The organism is Nocardia sp. NPDC024068 (genome assembly GCF_040638875.1).
Taxonomy (GTDB): domain Bacteria; phylum Actinomycetota; class Actinomycetes; order Mycobacteriales; family Mycobacteriaceae; genus Nocardia.
The window spans coordinates 89,262-105,958 of sequence record NZ_JBEZYU010000011.1; the positions used below are offsets into that span (position 1 = coordinate 89,262).

Annotated in this window: 14 protein-coding genes; 3 read left to right on the forward strand and 11 right to left on the reverse strand. The window is 70.3% G+C overall.

The annotated features are described in order from the left end of the window. Nucleotides 1-35: 35 nt before the first annotated feature. The 7 genes from AB0F41_RS12955 to AB0F41_RS12985 all read right to left on the reverse strand — a co-directional run bounded on the left by AB0F41_RS12955 (nucleotide 36) and on the right by AB0F41_RS12985 (nucleotide 6,729). A complete protein-coding gene (locus AB0F41_RS12955; RefSeq protein WP_357423173.1) occupies nucleotides 36-1,670 on the reverse strand; it encodes a cation acetate symporter in 1,635 nt (544 codons plus the stop codon). Further along, nucleotides 1,667-2,020, reverse strand: coding sequence for a DUF485 domain-containing protein (locus tag AB0F41_RS12960; RefSeq protein ID WP_357423175.1), 354 nt, complete (start codon nucleotides 2,018-2,020; stop codon nucleotides 1,667-1,669). The genes AB0F41_RS12955 and AB0F41_RS12960 overlap by 4 nt, the downstream gene beginning before the upstream one ends. Nucleotides 2,021-2,178: 158 nt before the next feature. Continuing rightward, complete coding sequence (locus AB0F41_RS12965; RefSeq protein ID WP_357423177.1) at nucleotides 2,179-3,984, reverse strand: cation acetate symporter; 1,806 nt, start codon at nucleotides 3,982-3,984, stop codon at nucleotides 2,179-2,181. A 60-nt stretch (nucleotides 3,985-4,044) separates the two neighbouring features. Beyond that, entirely contained in the window at nucleotides 4,045-4,413 is a 369-nt protein-coding gene (locus AB0F41_RS12970) for a hypothetical protein (protein WP_357423179.1), read from the reverse strand. Continuing rightward, on the reverse strand, nucleotides 4,410-5,156 hold the full coding sequence (locus tag AB0F41_RS12975) for a LytTR family DNA-binding domain-containing protein (protein ID WP_357423181.1): 747 nt from the start codon (nucleotides 5,154-5,156) through the stop codon (nucleotides 4,410-4,412). The genes AB0F41_RS12970 and AB0F41_RS12975 overlap by 4 nt, the downstream gene beginning before the upstream one ends. Before the next feature lie 84 nt (nucleotides 5,157-5,240). Then, complete coding sequence (locus AB0F41_RS12980) at nucleotides 5,241-5,702, reverse strand: VOC family protein (protein WP_357423183.1); 462 nt, start codon at nucleotides 5,700-5,702, stop codon at nucleotides 5,241-5,243. A 79-nt stretch (nucleotides 5,703-5,781) separates the two neighbouring features. Beyond that, nucleotides 5,782-6,729 (reverse strand): hypothetical protein, encoded by a 948-nt coding sequence (locus tag AB0F41_RS12985; RefSeq protein WP_357423185.1) that lies wholly within the window; start codon nucleotides 6,727-6,729, stop codon nucleotides 5,782-5,784. A gap of 166 nt (nucleotides 6,730-6,895) precedes the next feature. Here AB0F41_RS12985 and lspA point away from each other — a divergent pair, with 166 nt between their 5' ends. The 3 genes from lspA to AB0F41_RS13000 are packed head-to-tail and all read left to right on the forward strand — an operon-like array spanning nucleotide 6,896 to nucleotide 9,300. After that, complete coding sequence (gene lspA, locus AB0F41_RS12990; RefSeq protein WP_357423243.1) at nucleotides 6,896-7,654, forward strand: signal peptidase II; 759 nt, start codon at nucleotides 6,896-6,898, stop codon at nucleotides 7,652-7,654. Continuing rightward, nucleotides 7,651-8,577, forward strand: a complete 927-nt coding sequence (locus tag AB0F41_RS12995; RefSeq protein WP_357423187.1) for an RluA family pseudouridine synthase — start codon at nucleotides 7,651-7,653, stop codon at nucleotides 8,575-8,577. The genes lspA and AB0F41_RS12995 overlap by 4 nt, the downstream gene beginning before the upstream one ends. A gap of 9 nt (nucleotides 8,578-8,586) precedes the next feature. Next, entirely contained in the window at nucleotides 8,587-9,300 is a 714-nt protein-coding gene (locus AB0F41_RS13000) for a hypothetical protein (RefSeq protein WP_357423189.1), read from the forward strand. A 21-nt stretch (nucleotides 9,301-9,321) separates the two neighbouring features. On the opposite strand, the gene AB0F41_RS13005 is transcribed toward AB0F41_RS13000, so the two are convergent. From AB0F41_RS13005 to AB0F41_RS13020, 4 genes are all read right to left on the reverse strand, one after another. Next, entirely contained in the window at nucleotides 9,322-10,140 is an 819-nt protein-coding gene (locus tag AB0F41_RS13005) for a PhzF family phenazine biosynthesis protein (protein WP_357423191.1), read from the reverse strand. A 126-nt stretch (nucleotides 10,141-10,266) separates the two neighbouring features. Continuing rightward, nucleotides 10,267-10,890 carry a GNAT family N-acetyltransferase gene (locus tag AB0F41_RS13010; RefSeq protein ID WP_357423193.1) on the reverse strand — a complete coding sequence of 208 codons (624 nt, stop codon included), beginning with the start codon at nucleotides 10,888-10,890 and terminating at the stop codon, nucleotides 10,267-10,269. Nucleotides 10,891-10,995: 105 nt separating this feature from the next. After that, entirely contained in the window at nucleotides 10,996-13,425 is a 2,430-nt protein-coding gene (locus AB0F41_RS13015) for an HAD-IC family P-type ATPase (protein WP_357423195.1), read from the reverse strand. 34 nt (nucleotides 13,426-13,459) lie between these two features. Next, entirely contained in the window at nucleotides 13,460-16,645 is a 3,186-nt protein-coding gene (locus tag AB0F41_RS13020) for an arabinosyltransferase domain-containing protein (RefSeq protein WP_357423245.1), read from the reverse strand. Between the last annotated feature and the right edge of the window lie 52 nt (nucleotides 16,646-16,697).

Here is a 16,697-nt window from a genome sequence, read left to right on the forward strand (position 1 = left end):
CGGGTGGCGCCGCGGCGCCGCCCGGGGTTTCCGGATCAGTGCACTACAGCCTTTTCCGCGCCGACGCCGGTCAGCGACCGGACTTCCATTTCCGCGGCCTTCACCGGATCCTCGGCGTCCTTGCCACCGAGGTAGGTGCCCACCACGCCGAGCACGAAGGCCAGCGGGATGGAGACGATGCCCGGGTTCGACAGCGGGAACCAGTCGAAGTCCAGATCCGGCAGCATGGCCGTGGACGATCCCGATACCGCCGGGGAGAACACGATCAGCACGATGGTGGAGATCAGCCCGCCGTACATGCTGAACAGCGCGCCGGTGGTGTTGAACCGCCGCCAGAACAGCGAATACAGGATCGTGGGCAGGTTCGCCGACGCGGCGACCGCGAAGGCCAGTGCCACCAGGAACGCGATGTTCTGGCCGTTGGCGAGGATGCCCAGGCCGATGGCCAGGATGCCGATCACCACCGCGGTGATCCGGGAGACCCGGACCTGCGCGTTGTCGTCGACCTTCCCGCCGCGGATCACATTGGCGTAGATATCGTGCGCGAACGAGGCCGAGGCCGTGATGGTCAGACCTGCCACCACCGCGAGAATTGTCGCGAACGCCACCGCGGAGATGACTCCGAGCAGGATCACCCCGCCCAGCTCGAATGCCAGCAGCGGTGCCGCGGAGTTCTGCCCGCCGGCCGCGCCGAGGATGCGATCCGGGCCGACGATCGCGGCCGCACCGTAACCGAGCACCAGGGTGAACAGGTAGAAGGCGCCGATCAGCACGATCGCCCAGACCACCGAGCGGCGGGCTTCCTTGGCGGTCGGCACGGTATAGAAGCGCATCAGCACATGCGGCAGACCGGCGGTGCCGAGTACCAGTGCCAGCCCCAGCGAGACGAAGTTCAGTTTCGACATCTCACTGCCGCCGTACTGGGCGCCGGGCGCCAGGACATCGCGGGCGGCGACCTTCTCGCTCTCGGAACCGGTGATCGCGCTCTGCGCGCCGCCCAGGATCTCCGAGATATCGAACCCGAATTTCGCCAGCACCATCACCGTCATCACCGCAGCGCCGGCGATGAGCAGGACGGCCTTGATGATCTGCACCCAGGTGGTGCCCTTCATACCGCCCACCAGCACGTACACGATCATCAGCACACCGACCACGGCGATCACCACGGCCTGCCCGGTCTTACTGGAAACGTCCAGCAGCAGGGCCACCAGACCACCGGCGCCGGCCATCTGCGCGAGCAGATAGAACAGCGAGACCGCCAGGGTGCTGATCGCGGCCGCGGTGCGGACCGGTCGCTGTTTCAGCCGGAAACTGAGCACATCGGCCATGGTGAATTTGCCGGTGTTGCGCAGCATCTCGGCCACCAGCAGCAGCGCCACCAGCCAGGCCACCAGGAAGCCGATCGAGTACAGGAAGCCGTCGTAGCCGTAGACGGCGATCGCGCCCGCGATACCGAGGAAACTCGCGGCGGACAGATAGTCGCCGGCGATGGCCACACCGTTCTGCGGGCCGGTGAAACCGCGGCCGCCGGTGAAGTAGTCGGTGGCGCCGCGCGTGTTACGGCCCGCCCAGAACACCACGATCATGGTGACCACGACGAACAGGGCGAAGATACCGATATTGGCGGCGGGGTTTCCGACGGTGGTGTCGGCCGCGTAGAGCGTGGTCACGATCCGCTTCCTTCCAGTTCGGCACGCAGCGCCGCGGCCCGCGGATCCAGTTCGCGGTTGGCGAACCGGACATAGAGGCCCGTGATGAGGAAGGTCGAGACGAACTGGCCCAGGCCCAGCAGAAGTCCGACGTTCACCTCACCGAAGACCTTGGTGCCCATGAAATCGTGCGCGTAGGCACCGAGCAGCACGTAGCCGAGGTACCAGATCAGGAACAGCGCGGTCATGGGGAAGATGAAGCGGCGCAGCCGGGTGCGGAGTTCCTGGAACTCCGGACTGGCTTGCGCGGCGACGAAATCGGCGGGCCCGGTGGGCTGCCCGCCGCTGTCGTCGAGATCCGTATCGGTCATGCCGGGTCCTCGCAATATGATGTGTGTTACCTGCCCGAAACTAGCGAGGCCGAATGGTTCACCGATAGATGTGATCCGCATCACTCGCCGAACCGGCGCGGCTGTGCGGTGAGCGGTCGCTGGGCCGCGACGAACGGTCGGGTCCGGAACCCGCTCGGCTACCCCTGTGGACGCGCTCCGGGCTCCCGGTCCGCGCCCATTCCGAGCCGCTCCGGCGCATGCATCCGCACGAATGCCCGCGCCACCCCGGACGATCCGGTGGTGAACCGGCTGACCAGTACCATCGACCCGAAGGCCAGCGGAACCGCGACTGCCGCCGGATACCCGAGCAGCGCGGCGGGCCAGCCTCCGGCCAGGGTGTCGGAAACTCCGCCCAGCACCGACACCACGGTCGCCCCACCCGCGACCAGACCGCCGGTCACCAATCCGGCCGCCGCGCCCGCCGCGGTGAGTCCACGCCACCAGATCCCCAGCACCAGCAACGGACACAGCGTCGCCGCCGCGAGCGAGAACGCCAGACCGACGGTCCGGGAGAGGTCCAGCGACACCACGAACAGTGAAACGCCCAGCGGGACCGCGCCCGCCGCCAAGGCGGCGACCCGGAAGTCCCGGATCCGCCCGCGCAGCACATCGGTGCTCAGCACCCCGGCGATACTCACCACCAGTCCGGACGAGGTCGACAGGAAGGCCGCCATGGCCCCGGCCGCGACCAGTGCGGCCAGCAACTGTCCCGGGAGTCCGGCCAGCGCCGAGGACGGCAACAGCAGCACGGCCGCGTCCGAGGTGCCGGTTATCAGCAGCTGCGGTACGTAGAGCCGGGCGAACACCCCGAGCAGGACCGGGAACAGATAGAAGACCCCGACCAGCGCGATCACCGTGAGTGCGGTGGACCGGGCGGCACGACCGTCGCGGTTGGTGTAGAAACGCACCAGCACATGCGGCAGGCCCATCGTGCCCAGGAAGGTCGCGATCATCAACGAATACACCTGATAGCGCGGGTGCGGGCCGGCGAAACCGCCGCCGGGCAGCAGCCAGTGGGCACCGTCGGCCGGGGCACCCGCCACCACCGGGACCGCCGCGCCGGGTTCGAGTACCAGCCGGGTGTCGCGGGCGAGTTCATGGGTGCCCACGGTCAGCAGGACCGGCCCGTCGACCGGCTGATCGCCGAGCACGCCGTGCACCGTGACCCACTGCGGTTCGGCCAGCTGCACCAGCACCGGCGTGGCCACCTCCACCGTGGTCCGTTCGCTCACCGTCGGCGGGGCCGGTGCGCCGATCCCGCCGCCCGGCCCGGGATGGCCGTCGCCGAAGAAATGCAGCACCAGTACCAGTGCCGGCAGCGCCACCGCGGTCAGTTTCAGCCAGTACTGGAACGCCTGGACAAGGGTGATCGACCGCATCCCGCCGCCCATCACGTTGGCCACGACGATCGCCGCGATCGCCACCGCACCCACCCAGCCCGGCACTCCCAGCAGGATGTGCAGGGTGAGGCCGGCGCCCTGGAACTGCGGGATCACATACACCGCGCACACCAGCACCACCACCAGTGCCGCGAGCCGGCGCACCCGGGGCGAACCGAGGCGGAACTCGGCGAAGTCGGGCACCGTGTAGGCGCCCGAACGCCGCAGCGGGGCGGCCACGAACAGCAGCAGTGCCAGATAGCCCGCGGTGAAACCCACCGGGTACCAGAGCGCGTCGGCGCCGTATTTGGCGATCAACCCGGCGACACCGAGAAACGAGGCGGCCGACAGATACTCCCCGGAGACCGCGGCCGCGTTCCAGCGCGGGCCCACACTGCGCGAGGCCACCAGGAAGTCGGAGGTCGTCCGCGCCCAGCGCACGCCGTACACCCCCAGGGTCACCGTCGCCACGGCCGCCGCCAGCAGCGCCGCCACCGTCAAACCGGACGCGTTCACGCGGCGCTCCCCCGAACGACCCACCCGGCGCGCGCTCGGGCGTTCCATGTCGCAACCCCACCGGATCGCACCGCGGCCGCCCCGCCGGCGCGCACCACCTCCCGCACGTCAATCCCCGGTGAGTTCGAGGAAATCGTTTTCGTTGCGCTCCGAGAGCCGCAGGTAGACACGGCCGGTGAGCCACAGCAGCGGATAGGCGGCCCCGCCCAGCACCAGCCACGGCAGCCGGATCCCCAGCACCACCGTTTCGGCGACCGCGCGTACCTCGAACAGCAGCGGCAGCGCCGCCAGCAGGACCGCGATCACCAGCCCGCAACTCAGCGCCAGTCCCAGCTGGGCCCGGATCAGACCACCGATCAGCGCCTCCCCGATCTCGGTCTGCTCGGCGACCTCGGACCGGGTCCGGACCCGGCGCGCACCCCGGCGTTCGGCCAGCACCACCCGCTCCCGCGGCGGTTTCGGCGGCGGGCCGATCATCGCCGCTCCGGCGGTGTATGCGGTCCGTGCACCAGACGCTGCTTCAGTTCGCGGACCTGACGTCGGCTCACCGGCAGTTCCACCGGACCGGCCCCGCGCAGGCAGACCCGCGTCGACGAGCCGACCGTGCGCAATCCGGTCACCCGGCCCAGTGCCACCAGATAGGAGCGGTGCACCCGCAGGAAGCCGTCCCGCCAGCGTTCCTGTAGCGCCGAGAGCGGAATGCGCACCAGATGGGAACCGGTGTCGGTGTGCAGCCGGGCATAGTCGCCCTCGGCCTCCACCCAGCTCACCTGGGAGCGATGCACCAGTGTCGTCACCCCCGCCAGCTCGACGGGGATGACCTCGTTGTTGCCGACCGGATCCGCCTCGGCCCCGGGCCGCGCCCGATGGGCCGCCACCCGGCGCAGCGCCGCGCCCAGCCGTTCCTGCCGGACCGGTTTGAGCAGGTAGTCGACCGCGCCCAGATCGAACGCGGCCACCGCGTGATCCTCGTGCGCGGTGACGAACACGATCGCGGGCGGATTGGCGAATTCCCCCAGGACCCCGGCCAGTTCCATCCCGTCCAGGCCGGGCATGTTGATATCGAGGAACACCGCGTCGGCGCCGTGGGATCGCAGGATCCGCAGCGCGGCGGTCGCGTCCCCGGCGCCGTGCACCTCGGTCACCGACGGTTCGCCGCGCAACAGATAGAGCAGCTCGTCCAGCGCCGGCTGCTCGTCGTCCACGGCCAGCACCCGCATCCGCCAGACCCTTCTCCTGCTTCCCAGATCCGCATCATCGTAGTCATCCCACGACAGGCGTGGGTGCGGGACGGGTGCCGTGGATCAGGATCCGAGCTGGTCCATCCGCCGCCGCATCTCCTCGGGGTCGATATCCTCGACATGGGTCGCGACGGTCCACTGATGTCCCCAGGGGTCGGCGAACGACGCGGTGCGGTCGCCGTAGAACTGGGTTTGCGGGGCGCTGATCTCGGTGGCGCCGGCGGCGAGAGCGGCCGCGTGGGCGGCCTCGGCATCCGGGACGTAGCAGTACAGGTTGACGGGCGTACCGCCGATGGAATGCGGATCGCGGAAGGCCATATCGGGCGCGGGGTCGCCGAGCATCAGCACCGAATTGCCGATCAGCAGTTCACAGTGCAGCACGGTGCCGTCGGGTCCGGGCATCCGCATCCGCTCGGTGGCGCCCAGCACCGATTTGTAGAACTCGACCGCGTCGGACGCGCCCGCGATCGCCAGACCTGGCGAAATGGTCGGATAACCTTCGGGTACAGAGCTGACATCGGACATCGCAAGACCTCCGGGTCTCGGGTCGGTTGCCGGACACCTCGAGCCTATGCCCCGGCCGCCCGCCCGTGCGCGCGTCCGGTCAGCCGCCCCAGCTGACGTTCGTTTCGATGACCTGCCGCAGGGCCGTGGCGGTGCGCGGGTTGCGGTAGAACTGGTGACCGCCGATGCTGATCGACCCGGCGATCGGCAGCGGCAGGCCCAGGTCCACGGTGACCTCGCCGCTGCCCTGCATCGCGTAATCCTCGATATCGAGTGTTCCGGCCTCGTTGGGGAGGTCCCAGATATCCGATTTCGGGGTCTGCGTGACGTCCAGCCGGATTGTCAGCCGGCCGCCGTCACGGGCCAGGAGGGTCGCGGTGGTGACCTGGTCCAGATCGACGCCGCCGCCGACGGTCTGCTGCACCCGCCAGACCGCGCCCACCCCGACGGGTTCGTCCGGGAACGTCACCGACCGGTAGACGGCCTGATAGAACGCCTGCTCCAGGGCCGCTCGTGCGGAGTTGGACGTATCCGGTGCGGGCGCCAAGCGCAGGGCGGTGATACCACCGAGTTCGCTCATCTCGAAACCGGCGTGCGTACCGTCGGCGGCGGTGAGGGCCTCCGACAGCGCCGGATCCGGGGTGGTGACCGAGCCCAGGGTGAGTTCGACCCCGCCGGAATCGGTGGTGGCGGTCATCGGGATCGTCAGGGCCGGGCTCGAGAAATCGCGCACCTGCTGGTTGTCGATCTGCTGCTGGATCCGGTGGTCGGTACGCAACGTGACCGCCTGGACGGTGCCGTCGTAGTAGGAGGGACGCAGCGTCGAACGGGGTTCGCTGCCCGGATCGACCGTGGTGACGACCGCGGCGGCGATCGGCACGGTGACCTCGTTCCCGATGCCCAGCGGTTCGGTGCCGTCCGATTCGGCCGTCGATTCCCCGCCGTCGGCGCATCCGGCGCCGAATGCGGTGAGTCCCACCGCGAGAACCAGCATCAGCACTCTGGACCGCGCCACCCGGGGCGTGGGAAACGAACACAACACCGTCACGCCCGACAGCCTACGAGGCCTACCTGAGGAAGACCTGGGACATCGCGGATCTCCGCGGGCGGGTCCCGCCGGTATCGGCCGGAGCCGGTCGCGACGCGCCGCCCCGCGGGCCCCGGAGTCCGCTCGCGGGTGCCCACGGTGCCCGGCCCGGCCCGCTCGAGAGATGATGGTCGGCGTGAGTGACGACCGGCCTACGCCCGAGCAGGACCCCGACGACGCCCCCGGCGCCGACGCCCCCCGCGGGACGGCCGGCACCCACGCCTCCCCCGGCACGGCGAACACCGACGCTCCCGGCGGCACCGGCGCACAGCCCCGGACCCGGCTGCGGCTGCTGCTGACGATCGCGGTGACCCTGTTCGTCCTCGATCTGGTCACCAAGGTGGCCGTGGTCGCCTGGATCCGGCCCGGTGAACGAGTGCCGGTCATCGGGGATTTCGTCGAGCTGGTGCTGGTACGCAATCCGGGCGCCGCCTTCTCCATGGCCACCGGGATGACCTGGCTGCTCACCCTCATAGCGGCCGCCGTGGTGATCGGGGTGCTGCGGATCGGGCGGAGTCTGCGGTCCCCACTGTGGGCCGTGGGCCTGGGCGGAGTCCTCGGCGGCGCGCTGGGCAATCTGATGGACCGGCTGTTCCGTGAACCCGGCCCGATGCAGGGCCATGTGGTGGATTTCGTGTCCGTCGGCTGGTGGCCGGTGTTCAACGTCGCCGATTCGTCGATCGTCTGCGGCGCGATCCTGCTGGTCGTGCTCACCCTCTTCGGATACGAACCCGACGGCACCCGCTACCAGCGGGAATCGGCCGGAAAAGCCCCGGCCCCCACACCCACCGGAGAAGACGGGGCCACGCCCACCGACCCACCCGGACCCGATCGCGACGACTCCCCGCAGAACCGGGCCGCCGGAGCCGGAGGCGCTGCCGCATGAGGGAAACCCGGACCATGCCCGTCCCGGACGGGCTCGACGGTATGCGCGTGGACGCCGGGCTGTCCCGGCTGCTCGGCCTGTCCCGGACCGCGGTGGCGACCCTGGCGGAGGAAGGGTCGGTCCAGCTCGACGGCACCCCCGCCGGGAAATCGGATCGGCTCACCGCCGGCGCCTGGCTCGAAGTGGTCTTCCCGGAACCCCGGCGGGAGCTGACGATCGAGGCCGAACCGGTCGAGGGTATGAAAATCCTCTACGCCGACGACGATATCGTCGCGGTGGACAAACCGGTCGGCGTGGCCGCGCACACCGGGGTCGGCTGGAGCGGTCCCACCGTGATCGGCGGGCTGGCCGCCGCCGGCTACCGGATCTCGACCTCCGGCGCGCACGAACGCCAGGGCATCGTGCACCGTCTCGACGTCGGTACCTCCGGGGTCATGGTGGTGGCGCAGTCCGAGCACGCCTACACCGTGCTGAAGCGGGCGTTCAAACAGCGCACGATCGACAAGCGTTATCACGCGCTGGTCCAGGGCCATCCCGACCCCAGCAGCGGCACCATCGACGCGCCCATCGGCCGGGCCCGGGGCGGCGACTGGAAATTCGCGGTCACCTCGGATGGCCGCCCCAGCGTCACCCACTACGACACGGTGGAGGCATTCCAGGCCGCGAGCCTGCTCGATATCCATCTGGAAACCGGCCGCACCCACCAGATCCGCGTGCATTTCTCCGCGATCCGGCATCCGTGCTGCGGTGACCTCACCTACGGCGCCGATCCCCGGCTGGCCGAACGGCTCGGACTGCAACGCCAGTGGCTGCACGCCCGGTCGCTGGGCTTCCAGCATCCGGCCGACGGCCGCTACCTCGAGATCACCAGCGAATACCCGGACGACCTCACCCACGCGCTGCGCACTCTGCGCGACGCCTGAGCACCGGCCGTGAGCGACCAGGACCCGGCGCCGGCGTCCGACCCCGCCCGGGGCGGCCGGCGCTGGTCCCGGGGCCTCGGCTACGGGGCGGCGGTGGTGCTGTGCGCCGCGCTCGCCGTGGTGCTGGGCGTCGCGAATCCGCCCCGCGACGAAGGCGTATCCACCGACCGGCTCGGCCCGGAACCCGGTGACACCGTCGCCGGATACCTCGATCGGGCGCGCGATTCGCTGGCCGGCCCCGACGACGGTGACCGCTGGGCCCTCGTCTCCTTCGGCGACTATCGCACCGCCGGCGAGCTGCCCGCCGCGACCACCGGGGTCCGCGTGGGTCAGGCGCTGTATCAGGTCCCGGTGCCGCGGGTCGCCACGCCCCTGGTGGCCGTGCAGGTCCCCGGCGGTGACACCGCCCTGCGGCGTTCCGGTACCGACGCCGCCTGGCAGCTGACCGACCGGCTCCGGTACACAGTCCCGGATACTCGCCCCGCACAGATCCTCGAGGTCGCGGCGAACCGGCTGCGGGCCGGCTGCGCCTGCGCCCCCGGCGTGGTCGTCCGGGCGCCGCTCGGCCGCTTGCGTGAGCTCGCCGATCGGCCGGGAATCCGCGCCGTCCAGGCACTCCCGGCCGATGCGGTGGCGGGACGGTTCGCGGTGGCGCCCCTGCTGCCCGATACCGGCGATCCGATCGTCCCGCCCGCCGACGACGGCCCGGTCCCGGCCGGCTGACTCAGAAGTCCGGCGTCACGCTCAGAAGTCCAGTGTCACCACGCCGTCGAGATACCGGTGGCAGCGCCCTGTCAGCAGCACCCGGTCGCCGGCCAGTTCCACGCCGAGCGTGCCGCCGCGCCGAGACAATTGGCGGGCGGTGAAGCGGGTTCCGCCCAGTTCCGCCGCCCACAGCGGCGCGAGCTGCGCATGCGCGGAACCGGTCACCGGATCCTCGGGGACCCCGACGCCGGGGCCGAAGAAACGGGAGACGAAATCGACCTCGTCACCCCGGGCGGTGACCACGACGCCCCGGGGTACCGGTGGAAAGGCGCTCAGCGCCGGGGCCAGGTCGCGGACGCGGCGCTCGCCGTCCACGACGATCACCACATCGGCACCGGTATAGGCCGCCAGCGGTTGCACCCCCAGCGCGGCGAGCAGCGCGGGATCGGGATCGGCCGGCGACGACGCCACCGCGGGGAGATCCAGGATGTACTCGTCGTCATCGGTACGGTCCACCGGCAACCAGCCGCTGCGGGTGAAGAAGGCCACCCGATCCAGCCCCGGCTCGATATCGGTGAGGATCTGCGAAGCGGCGGCCAGGGTGGCGTGTCCGCACATCTCCACCTCTGTCGCCGGAGTGAACCAGCGGAGGTGGTAGGCGGGACAATCGCCGGGCGGCGGCCCGGCCTCCGGGGGTAACCGCGAGGTATAGAAGGCGGTCTCGGCGAGGTTGTTCTCCTCGGCGACCTGTTGCAGCACGGTATCGGGCAACCAGGTGGGCAACGGCATCACCGCTGCCGGGTTACCGGAGAACGGTGCGTCGGCGAACGCGTCGATCTGGTGCAGCAGAACCTCCATGCCATGAAGGTACTCCAGACTTGAATATGCGCCCCGCACAAGCCATCTCGCGCTCCTCGCGGGCCGGTCAGGACGGGGTCACGGCGTGTTCCCCCGGTTCCCGGCCGGCCGCGCGGGGGTCGCGGCTCAACCGGGCGGAACCGGCGGCCGCCACATCGCCCACAGGTCCGGACCGCCATCGGGGACGCTGATCGTGGCGGTGACCTCGAACCCGAACCTTTCGTAGTAGGGAACGTTGGATTTATTGCTCGATTCGAGATAGGCGGGCACCCCGTCCCGATCACACCGGTCCAGCCGGGACCGCAACAGCGCCTGCCCGTAACCGGCTCCGCGTACCGAGGGGTCGGTGCCGAGTACCGCCAGATACCAATGTGGCTCGTCCGGATGCACCCCGGACATGGTGTCCGCCAGCCGTTTACCTACGAGCAGCCGAGTGCCGAAGGCACGCACCATCTGCGGAAACATCCTGAGTTCGGACCTGGGCGAGGGCCGCCAGTTCCCGGGCGGATCCCAGAGCGCGGCCCCGCCGATCCGGCCGGACCGATCGACCGCGATATCCACCCCGCCGTGGGCGAAGTGCTGATGGCGGGTCTGGGTGGCGAAGAACCGCGGCGCGCCGGCCGCCCGGCGGCGGGGATCGGGTACGACCCACGACATCACCGGATCCTCCTGGAACGCCGCGCCGAGGGTTCGCGCCAGCGCATCGATATCGGCGCGCTGCGCCGGACGCACCTCGAAGGATTCCGCCACGTCTTCGTCCTCTCCTGGTATGCGGGTGCCCCGCCCACCCGGACCATCGCCGGGCCCCTCCGAGATCCTATGTCCGATCGGCTGTCCCGGCTCCCGGCGGCTCGGCTACCCGGACTCGCCGGGCGCCGCCGGGACCAGTTTGTGCGATTCGCCGCGCAGGGTGGCGCTCACCCACCAGGCCACCTCCACCAGGACGATCCCCACCGCCCCGCATATGAACGCGGCGGTGGTGAGTGCGGCGTTCGACGGGTCGAGGGCGAAGAACTCGCGGGTGAACGGCACCGTGAACAGAATCAGGTACGCCGCCACCGAGACCGCCAGCAGCACGATCTTCCACCAGTTGTAGGGCCGCGCGACGATCGCCAGCACCCAGACCGCGATCATGATCAGGGTGATGAGCGCGGTGGTCCCGGCCTGTATCTTCTGCTGTTCGCTGGCCTCGGGCCCGGCGTAGGCGATCAGGTACGCCACGAACGTCGCCGCCCCGATCACCACGCCCGAGGGAATCGCCAGCCGCATCACCCGCCCCACGAAACCGGTACGGGCCCGTTCGTTGTTCGGCGCCAGCGACAGGATGAACGCCGGGATGCCGATGGTGAACCAGGCCGCGATCGTCACATGGCGGGGCAGGAACGGGTAGCCGATGGGTTCGTAACCGAAGATCTGCGAACCCACCCCCGCGACGCCCACCAGGAACGCCAGCAGAACGGAGTACACGGTTTTGGTGAGGAACAGATTCGAGACCCGCTCGATATTGCCGATCACCCGCCGGCCCTCGCCCACCACGTACGGCAGGGTGGCGAATTTGTTGTCCAGCAGCACGATCTGCGCGACCGCGCGGGTGGCGGGGCTGCCCGCACCCATGGCCACACCGATATCGGCGTCCTTGAGCGCGAGCACGTCGTTCACGCCGTCGCCGGTCATGGCCACGGTATGCCCACGGGACTGCAGCGCCGCCACCATGGCGCGCTTCTGATCCGGCCGCACCCGGCCGAAGGTGGTCTTGTCCTCCAGTACCGCGGCCAGTTCCGCACGGTCCTCCGGCAGGGTGCGCGCGTCGACCGCCCGGTCGCCGCCGGGCAGGTCCAGCGAGGCGGCGACCGCGCCGACCGAAACGGCGTTGTCGCCGGAGATCACCTTGATGTCGACGTCCTGGCTCGCGAAATAGTCCAGGGTGTCGCGGGCGTCCGGCCGCACCTTCTGTTCGAGCACGACCAGCGCCACCGGGGTGAGGGCGCCGGGCGCGTCCGGGGCGTCGACCGCCCGGTCCCCGCGGGCCAGCAGCAAGACCCGCAAACCGCTCGCGCCGAGTTCCTCGGCGGCGCGCGCGTCGGCGGATCCGGAATCCAGCAGGACGTCGGGAGCGCCCAGCAGCCAGTCGCCGTGCTCGCCGTAGGAGAACCCGCTCCATTTCTTGGCCGAGGAGAACGGCGCCACCGCGGTGTACGTCCAGCCGGGGCCGTCCGGCAACGCTTCGGCGACGGCCTGCACACTCGCGTTCGGCCGGGGATCGTCGGCGGCCATGGCCGCCAGCGCCTGCCGGGCCCGGTGTTCCGCGTCGGCCGCGGTCTCCAGCATCCGGAGTTCGGCCAGCCGCATACCGTTCTCGGTGAGCGTGCCGGTCTTATCCGCGCACACCACGTCCACCCGCGCCAGACCCTCGATCGCGGGCAGTTCCTGGACCAGGCATTTGCGCTGCCCCAGCCGGACCACGCCGACCGCGAAAGCGATCGAGGTCATCAGCACCAGACCCTCCGGCACCATCGGGACCAGGGCGGCCACCATCCCGGTGACCGCCGGCCGCCAGGATTCGCCGCTGGAGACCAGCTGGTTGTAGATGCTCAGCGCACCCGCCGGAATCAGCAGATAGGTGATGACCTTGAGGATGGTGTCGATACCGTTGCGCAGTTCGGAGTTCACCAGCGTGAACTTGCTGGCCTCCTCGGCCAGTTTGGCGGCGTAGGCGTCCTTTCCGACCTTGGTGGCCCGATAGGCGCCCGAACCGGACACCACATAGCTGCCGGACAGCACCTGGGCACCGGATTCCTTGGCCACATCGTCGGCTTCGCCGGTGAGCAGCGATTCATCCACCTCGAGCAGTTCGGCCTCGGCGACCACACCGTCGACCACGATCTGGTCGCCGGGTCCGAGTTCGATCAGATCGTCCAGCACGACCTCGCTGGGCGCGATCTGCTGGGCGTGACCGTCCCGGCGGACCGTGGGCCGGGCCTGCCCGACAATGGCCAGCCGGTCGAGGGTCCGTTTGGCCCGGACCTCCTGGATGATGCCGACCGCGCTGTTGGCCACGATCAGTAATCCGAACATCCCGTCGATCACCGAGCCGGTGGCCATGACCAGGACGAACAGCACACCGAGGATGGCGTTGATCCGGGTGAACACATTCCCCCGGACGATATCGCGCACCGAGCGACTGGCCCGGTCCGGCACATCGTTGGTGAGACCGTCCCGGCGCCGTTGGGTCACCTCGTCCGCGGTGAGGCCGGCCGATCGGGCCGCCTGCACAGTTGTCGACATGGCAGTCAGCGTAGCCAGCCGGTCGGTCGCGGACCTACCAGGCGACGTTGATCGGACCGGGTGTCCAGGTTCCGGAGTGCTCCGCCCGGGTCACCCGCGGCCGCGCCGGCACCGTACCGGGATCCCGCGGCAGGAACTGCTGCAGCTGCCCCCAATCCCGGTCCCAGTCGTTGTCCAGGTAGGTCGGCAGCGTCCGGGCGTGCAGCAGCAGATCGGTCCAGCCGAGCGGGCCGCCGCCGTCGTGGTTCTGCCACAGGTTGGTGTCGTGGGCACCGACCCGGTCCGGCAGAATCCGGTACTTCGGTGTTTCGGCGATGCCGATGCGGTGGTCGAACGGGCGCTGGCACGGGAATTGCAGGCCCACCGCCCAGTCCAGCAGGACCGGATCCTCGGAACCGACAACGGTGTTCAGGTCCTGGGTCTGCGGGATCCGGGGCGGGGTGAAGGCCAGCCACTGGCGGGGATCACGATCCCGGTCGGCGGCGACGATGCGCACCGTATCGGCGTCGGCGTAGGGCGCGAGCGGCACCCGGAGATTACGCCAGGACGGGGCCGGCCCGATATCGATCGGATTGACCCGGCGCAGCGGGACCGGTTCGGCCGCCGACCCGCCCGCGGCGGTGGTGGAACCGAATTCGAGTTCGAGCGACTGCCCGTGGGTGACCACACCGTCGGCGTCACGGGACCAGATCCGTCCGGCGGCGCTCAGCGCGAGGATCTCCGCGCGTTCGGCCACCGGCGGCAGCCGGTACCACCCGCTGGTCAGTTCGGCGGGTCCGTCCGCGTGATAGCTGCCCTGGACCGGGGTGGCCGGGTCGAGCCCGAACGGCAGTGCGGGACCAGCGGTTTCGGTGGCGACACCGTCACCGGAGCCGCCCGACCCCACCGAATCCGCGATCGCGGCGTCGGCGCCCTCCTCGGCGTCGGCGCTCAGATCGGCGGCCACCCCGGTGGGCGTGAACCCGGTGCCGGTACCGGCCAGCGCGGCGCCGGCGTCGCCGGACAGCGGCGTCAGCCCGCCACGATTGGGATCGGTCTCCACCAGCACCTGCGGGGCCAGCCCGCAGGTGTTCCCGGCGAGCGCACCGAGGTTGGAACTCGCCAGCGAGAAGGCCGGGTACTGGGTCACCGCCCCCTTCGCGAAGGACGCCACCTCGAACAGCACCATGAACGCGGCGGCCACCGCCAGCGGCGGCACCTTGACGAATCGCCAGCCCCAGCGCGAGATCCGGTGATGACCCCGATCCGGGGCCCGGACATGCCACCAGGCGGCCAGCGCCAGCAGCAGCACCGCGCCCAGCAGGAAGATCTTGTTGACGGCGAACCCCGCCACGGACGGCAGTTTGTCCCACCACGGGATGCTGTAGGAGGAGACGTACCACCAGCCGTTCGGCCCGGAGAACACCAGCGCCAGCAGGAACGCCACCGCCGCGGCGAACAGCGCCCGGTTACGCGGTCCGCGCATCACCCGCGGTCCGACGGCGACCGCGGTGAGCACCGCCACCGCACCGGCCAGTCCCGCGAAGACACCGAGATGATGGGTCCATTTGGTGGGTGTGGTCATCATCAGCGCCATGGCGCCGACGGTGACCCCGAGGATCCGGCGGGAGGGGCCCAGCGCGGCCGTCGGGATCTTGCCGCCCTTGTGCAGCAGGGTGAGCAGGCAGACCACCAGACCCGCCACCATCACGAAGATGCCGAAGCGGCGGGCCACCGAACCGTCCACGGTGCCCATGAAAAGGTACTGGTAGCGCAGGTATTCGTCGTACCAGAGCACATGCGGCCCGGCCAGTTCGTGGACCCGGCGCATCTCCTGCATCGCGCTGAACGGCTGGTCCGCGAACGCCACCACCAGGACCAGGACCCCGGCGGCGGCCAGAGGCAGCAGCTGGGCGAGCCAGCCCAGCCGCGGCGCCCGCGCGGCGACGGTTTTGAACAGTGGGCGCAGTCCGGCGAGCAGGGCGGCGACGCAGATGACGCCGTGCGGCCCGGCGGTACAACTGAACGCCGCGATCAGAATGGCCACCGCGAACGGCAGCAGCCGCCGGGTGGCGATCCCGCGCTCGACCGAACACCAGGTCAGCAGCACACCCAGCGCGACGATGGGTTCCGGGCGCAGTCCGTTGTTGTACGGCAGCCAGACCGCCAGGAAGACCAGCGCACCGGTCCAGGGCACGAATCGGTTGCGGTGCAGGGCGGCACCGAATCGCGGCACCACCTCGCGGCTGATCACCAGCCAGGCCAGGATGCCCGCGAGCAGCGACGGCAGCCGCACCCACGGGCTGGCGGTGCTCAGCTGGGCCATCTGGCCGATGAGGTCGTAGTACGGGGTCCCGACCGGATTCTCCGGGACCCCGAAGTACCGGAAGTAGTTCGCCATGTACCCGGCGGTCAGCGAGGTGCGGCCCATACCGAACTGGTAGCCGTCGTCGGAGGTGGTGGCACCGATGAAATGCCACAGGACCAGGGTGCCCAGCACCACGCCGTCGATGGGGCGGAAGGTCCACCAGCGGGCCGGCAGGAACCGGCGGGCCCGGCGGCCGTCGGTGGAGTCCAGGCGGTGCAGCGCGAGCAGGGCGATGAGGGTCGCCAGTACCGCCGACCAGATAGCCACCTGTTTGATCGGAGTGGGCGAGGAACTGAACCGGCTGTCGACTTCGGCGGTGACACTGGTTCCGGCGGGGTCGTCCAGATCGCTGAACACTCCGACCAGTTGCGGCCGGAAGTCCCCGCCCAGTACAACCGGTTCCCGGCCGGTGAGCGTGGCCACCGATTCGGTCATCCCGGCGCCGACGGTGAGCGCGCAGCCGGGCGCGAGCTCGGCGACGGGGACGCTGAACAGCGATTGGTTGCGCAACACCACGTCGAGACGCGATCCCGACTCCGGTGTCGCGGGCCGGACGCGGGCCACGAAACCGTAGCGTTCGAGGTCGGGGGCACCGTCCGGCGCGGTCGCGGTCAGCACTCCGCCGCCGCGGGCGTCCAACTGCAGAATCGCCGCGCACGGCACGGTCGCGTCGAAGCTCAGCGGCGCGTAGGCGACCAGCGGGGCTTCGACGGAAGCGGTGGAATCCGTCTGTGGCCAGGTGAGGGTCGCCTCGTCCACCTGCACCGGCAGGAACGGCACCGCCACCGCCAGCACCGCACCGATCAGGGCCGATACCAAGGCCACCGGCCGGGCCCAGCCGCCTCTCGATCGCGGTCGCGGACTTATCGAGATCTTCGCCGGCTCGGGCGCCGCCACCACAATCGTGTCAGCCACGGGGCGCAAT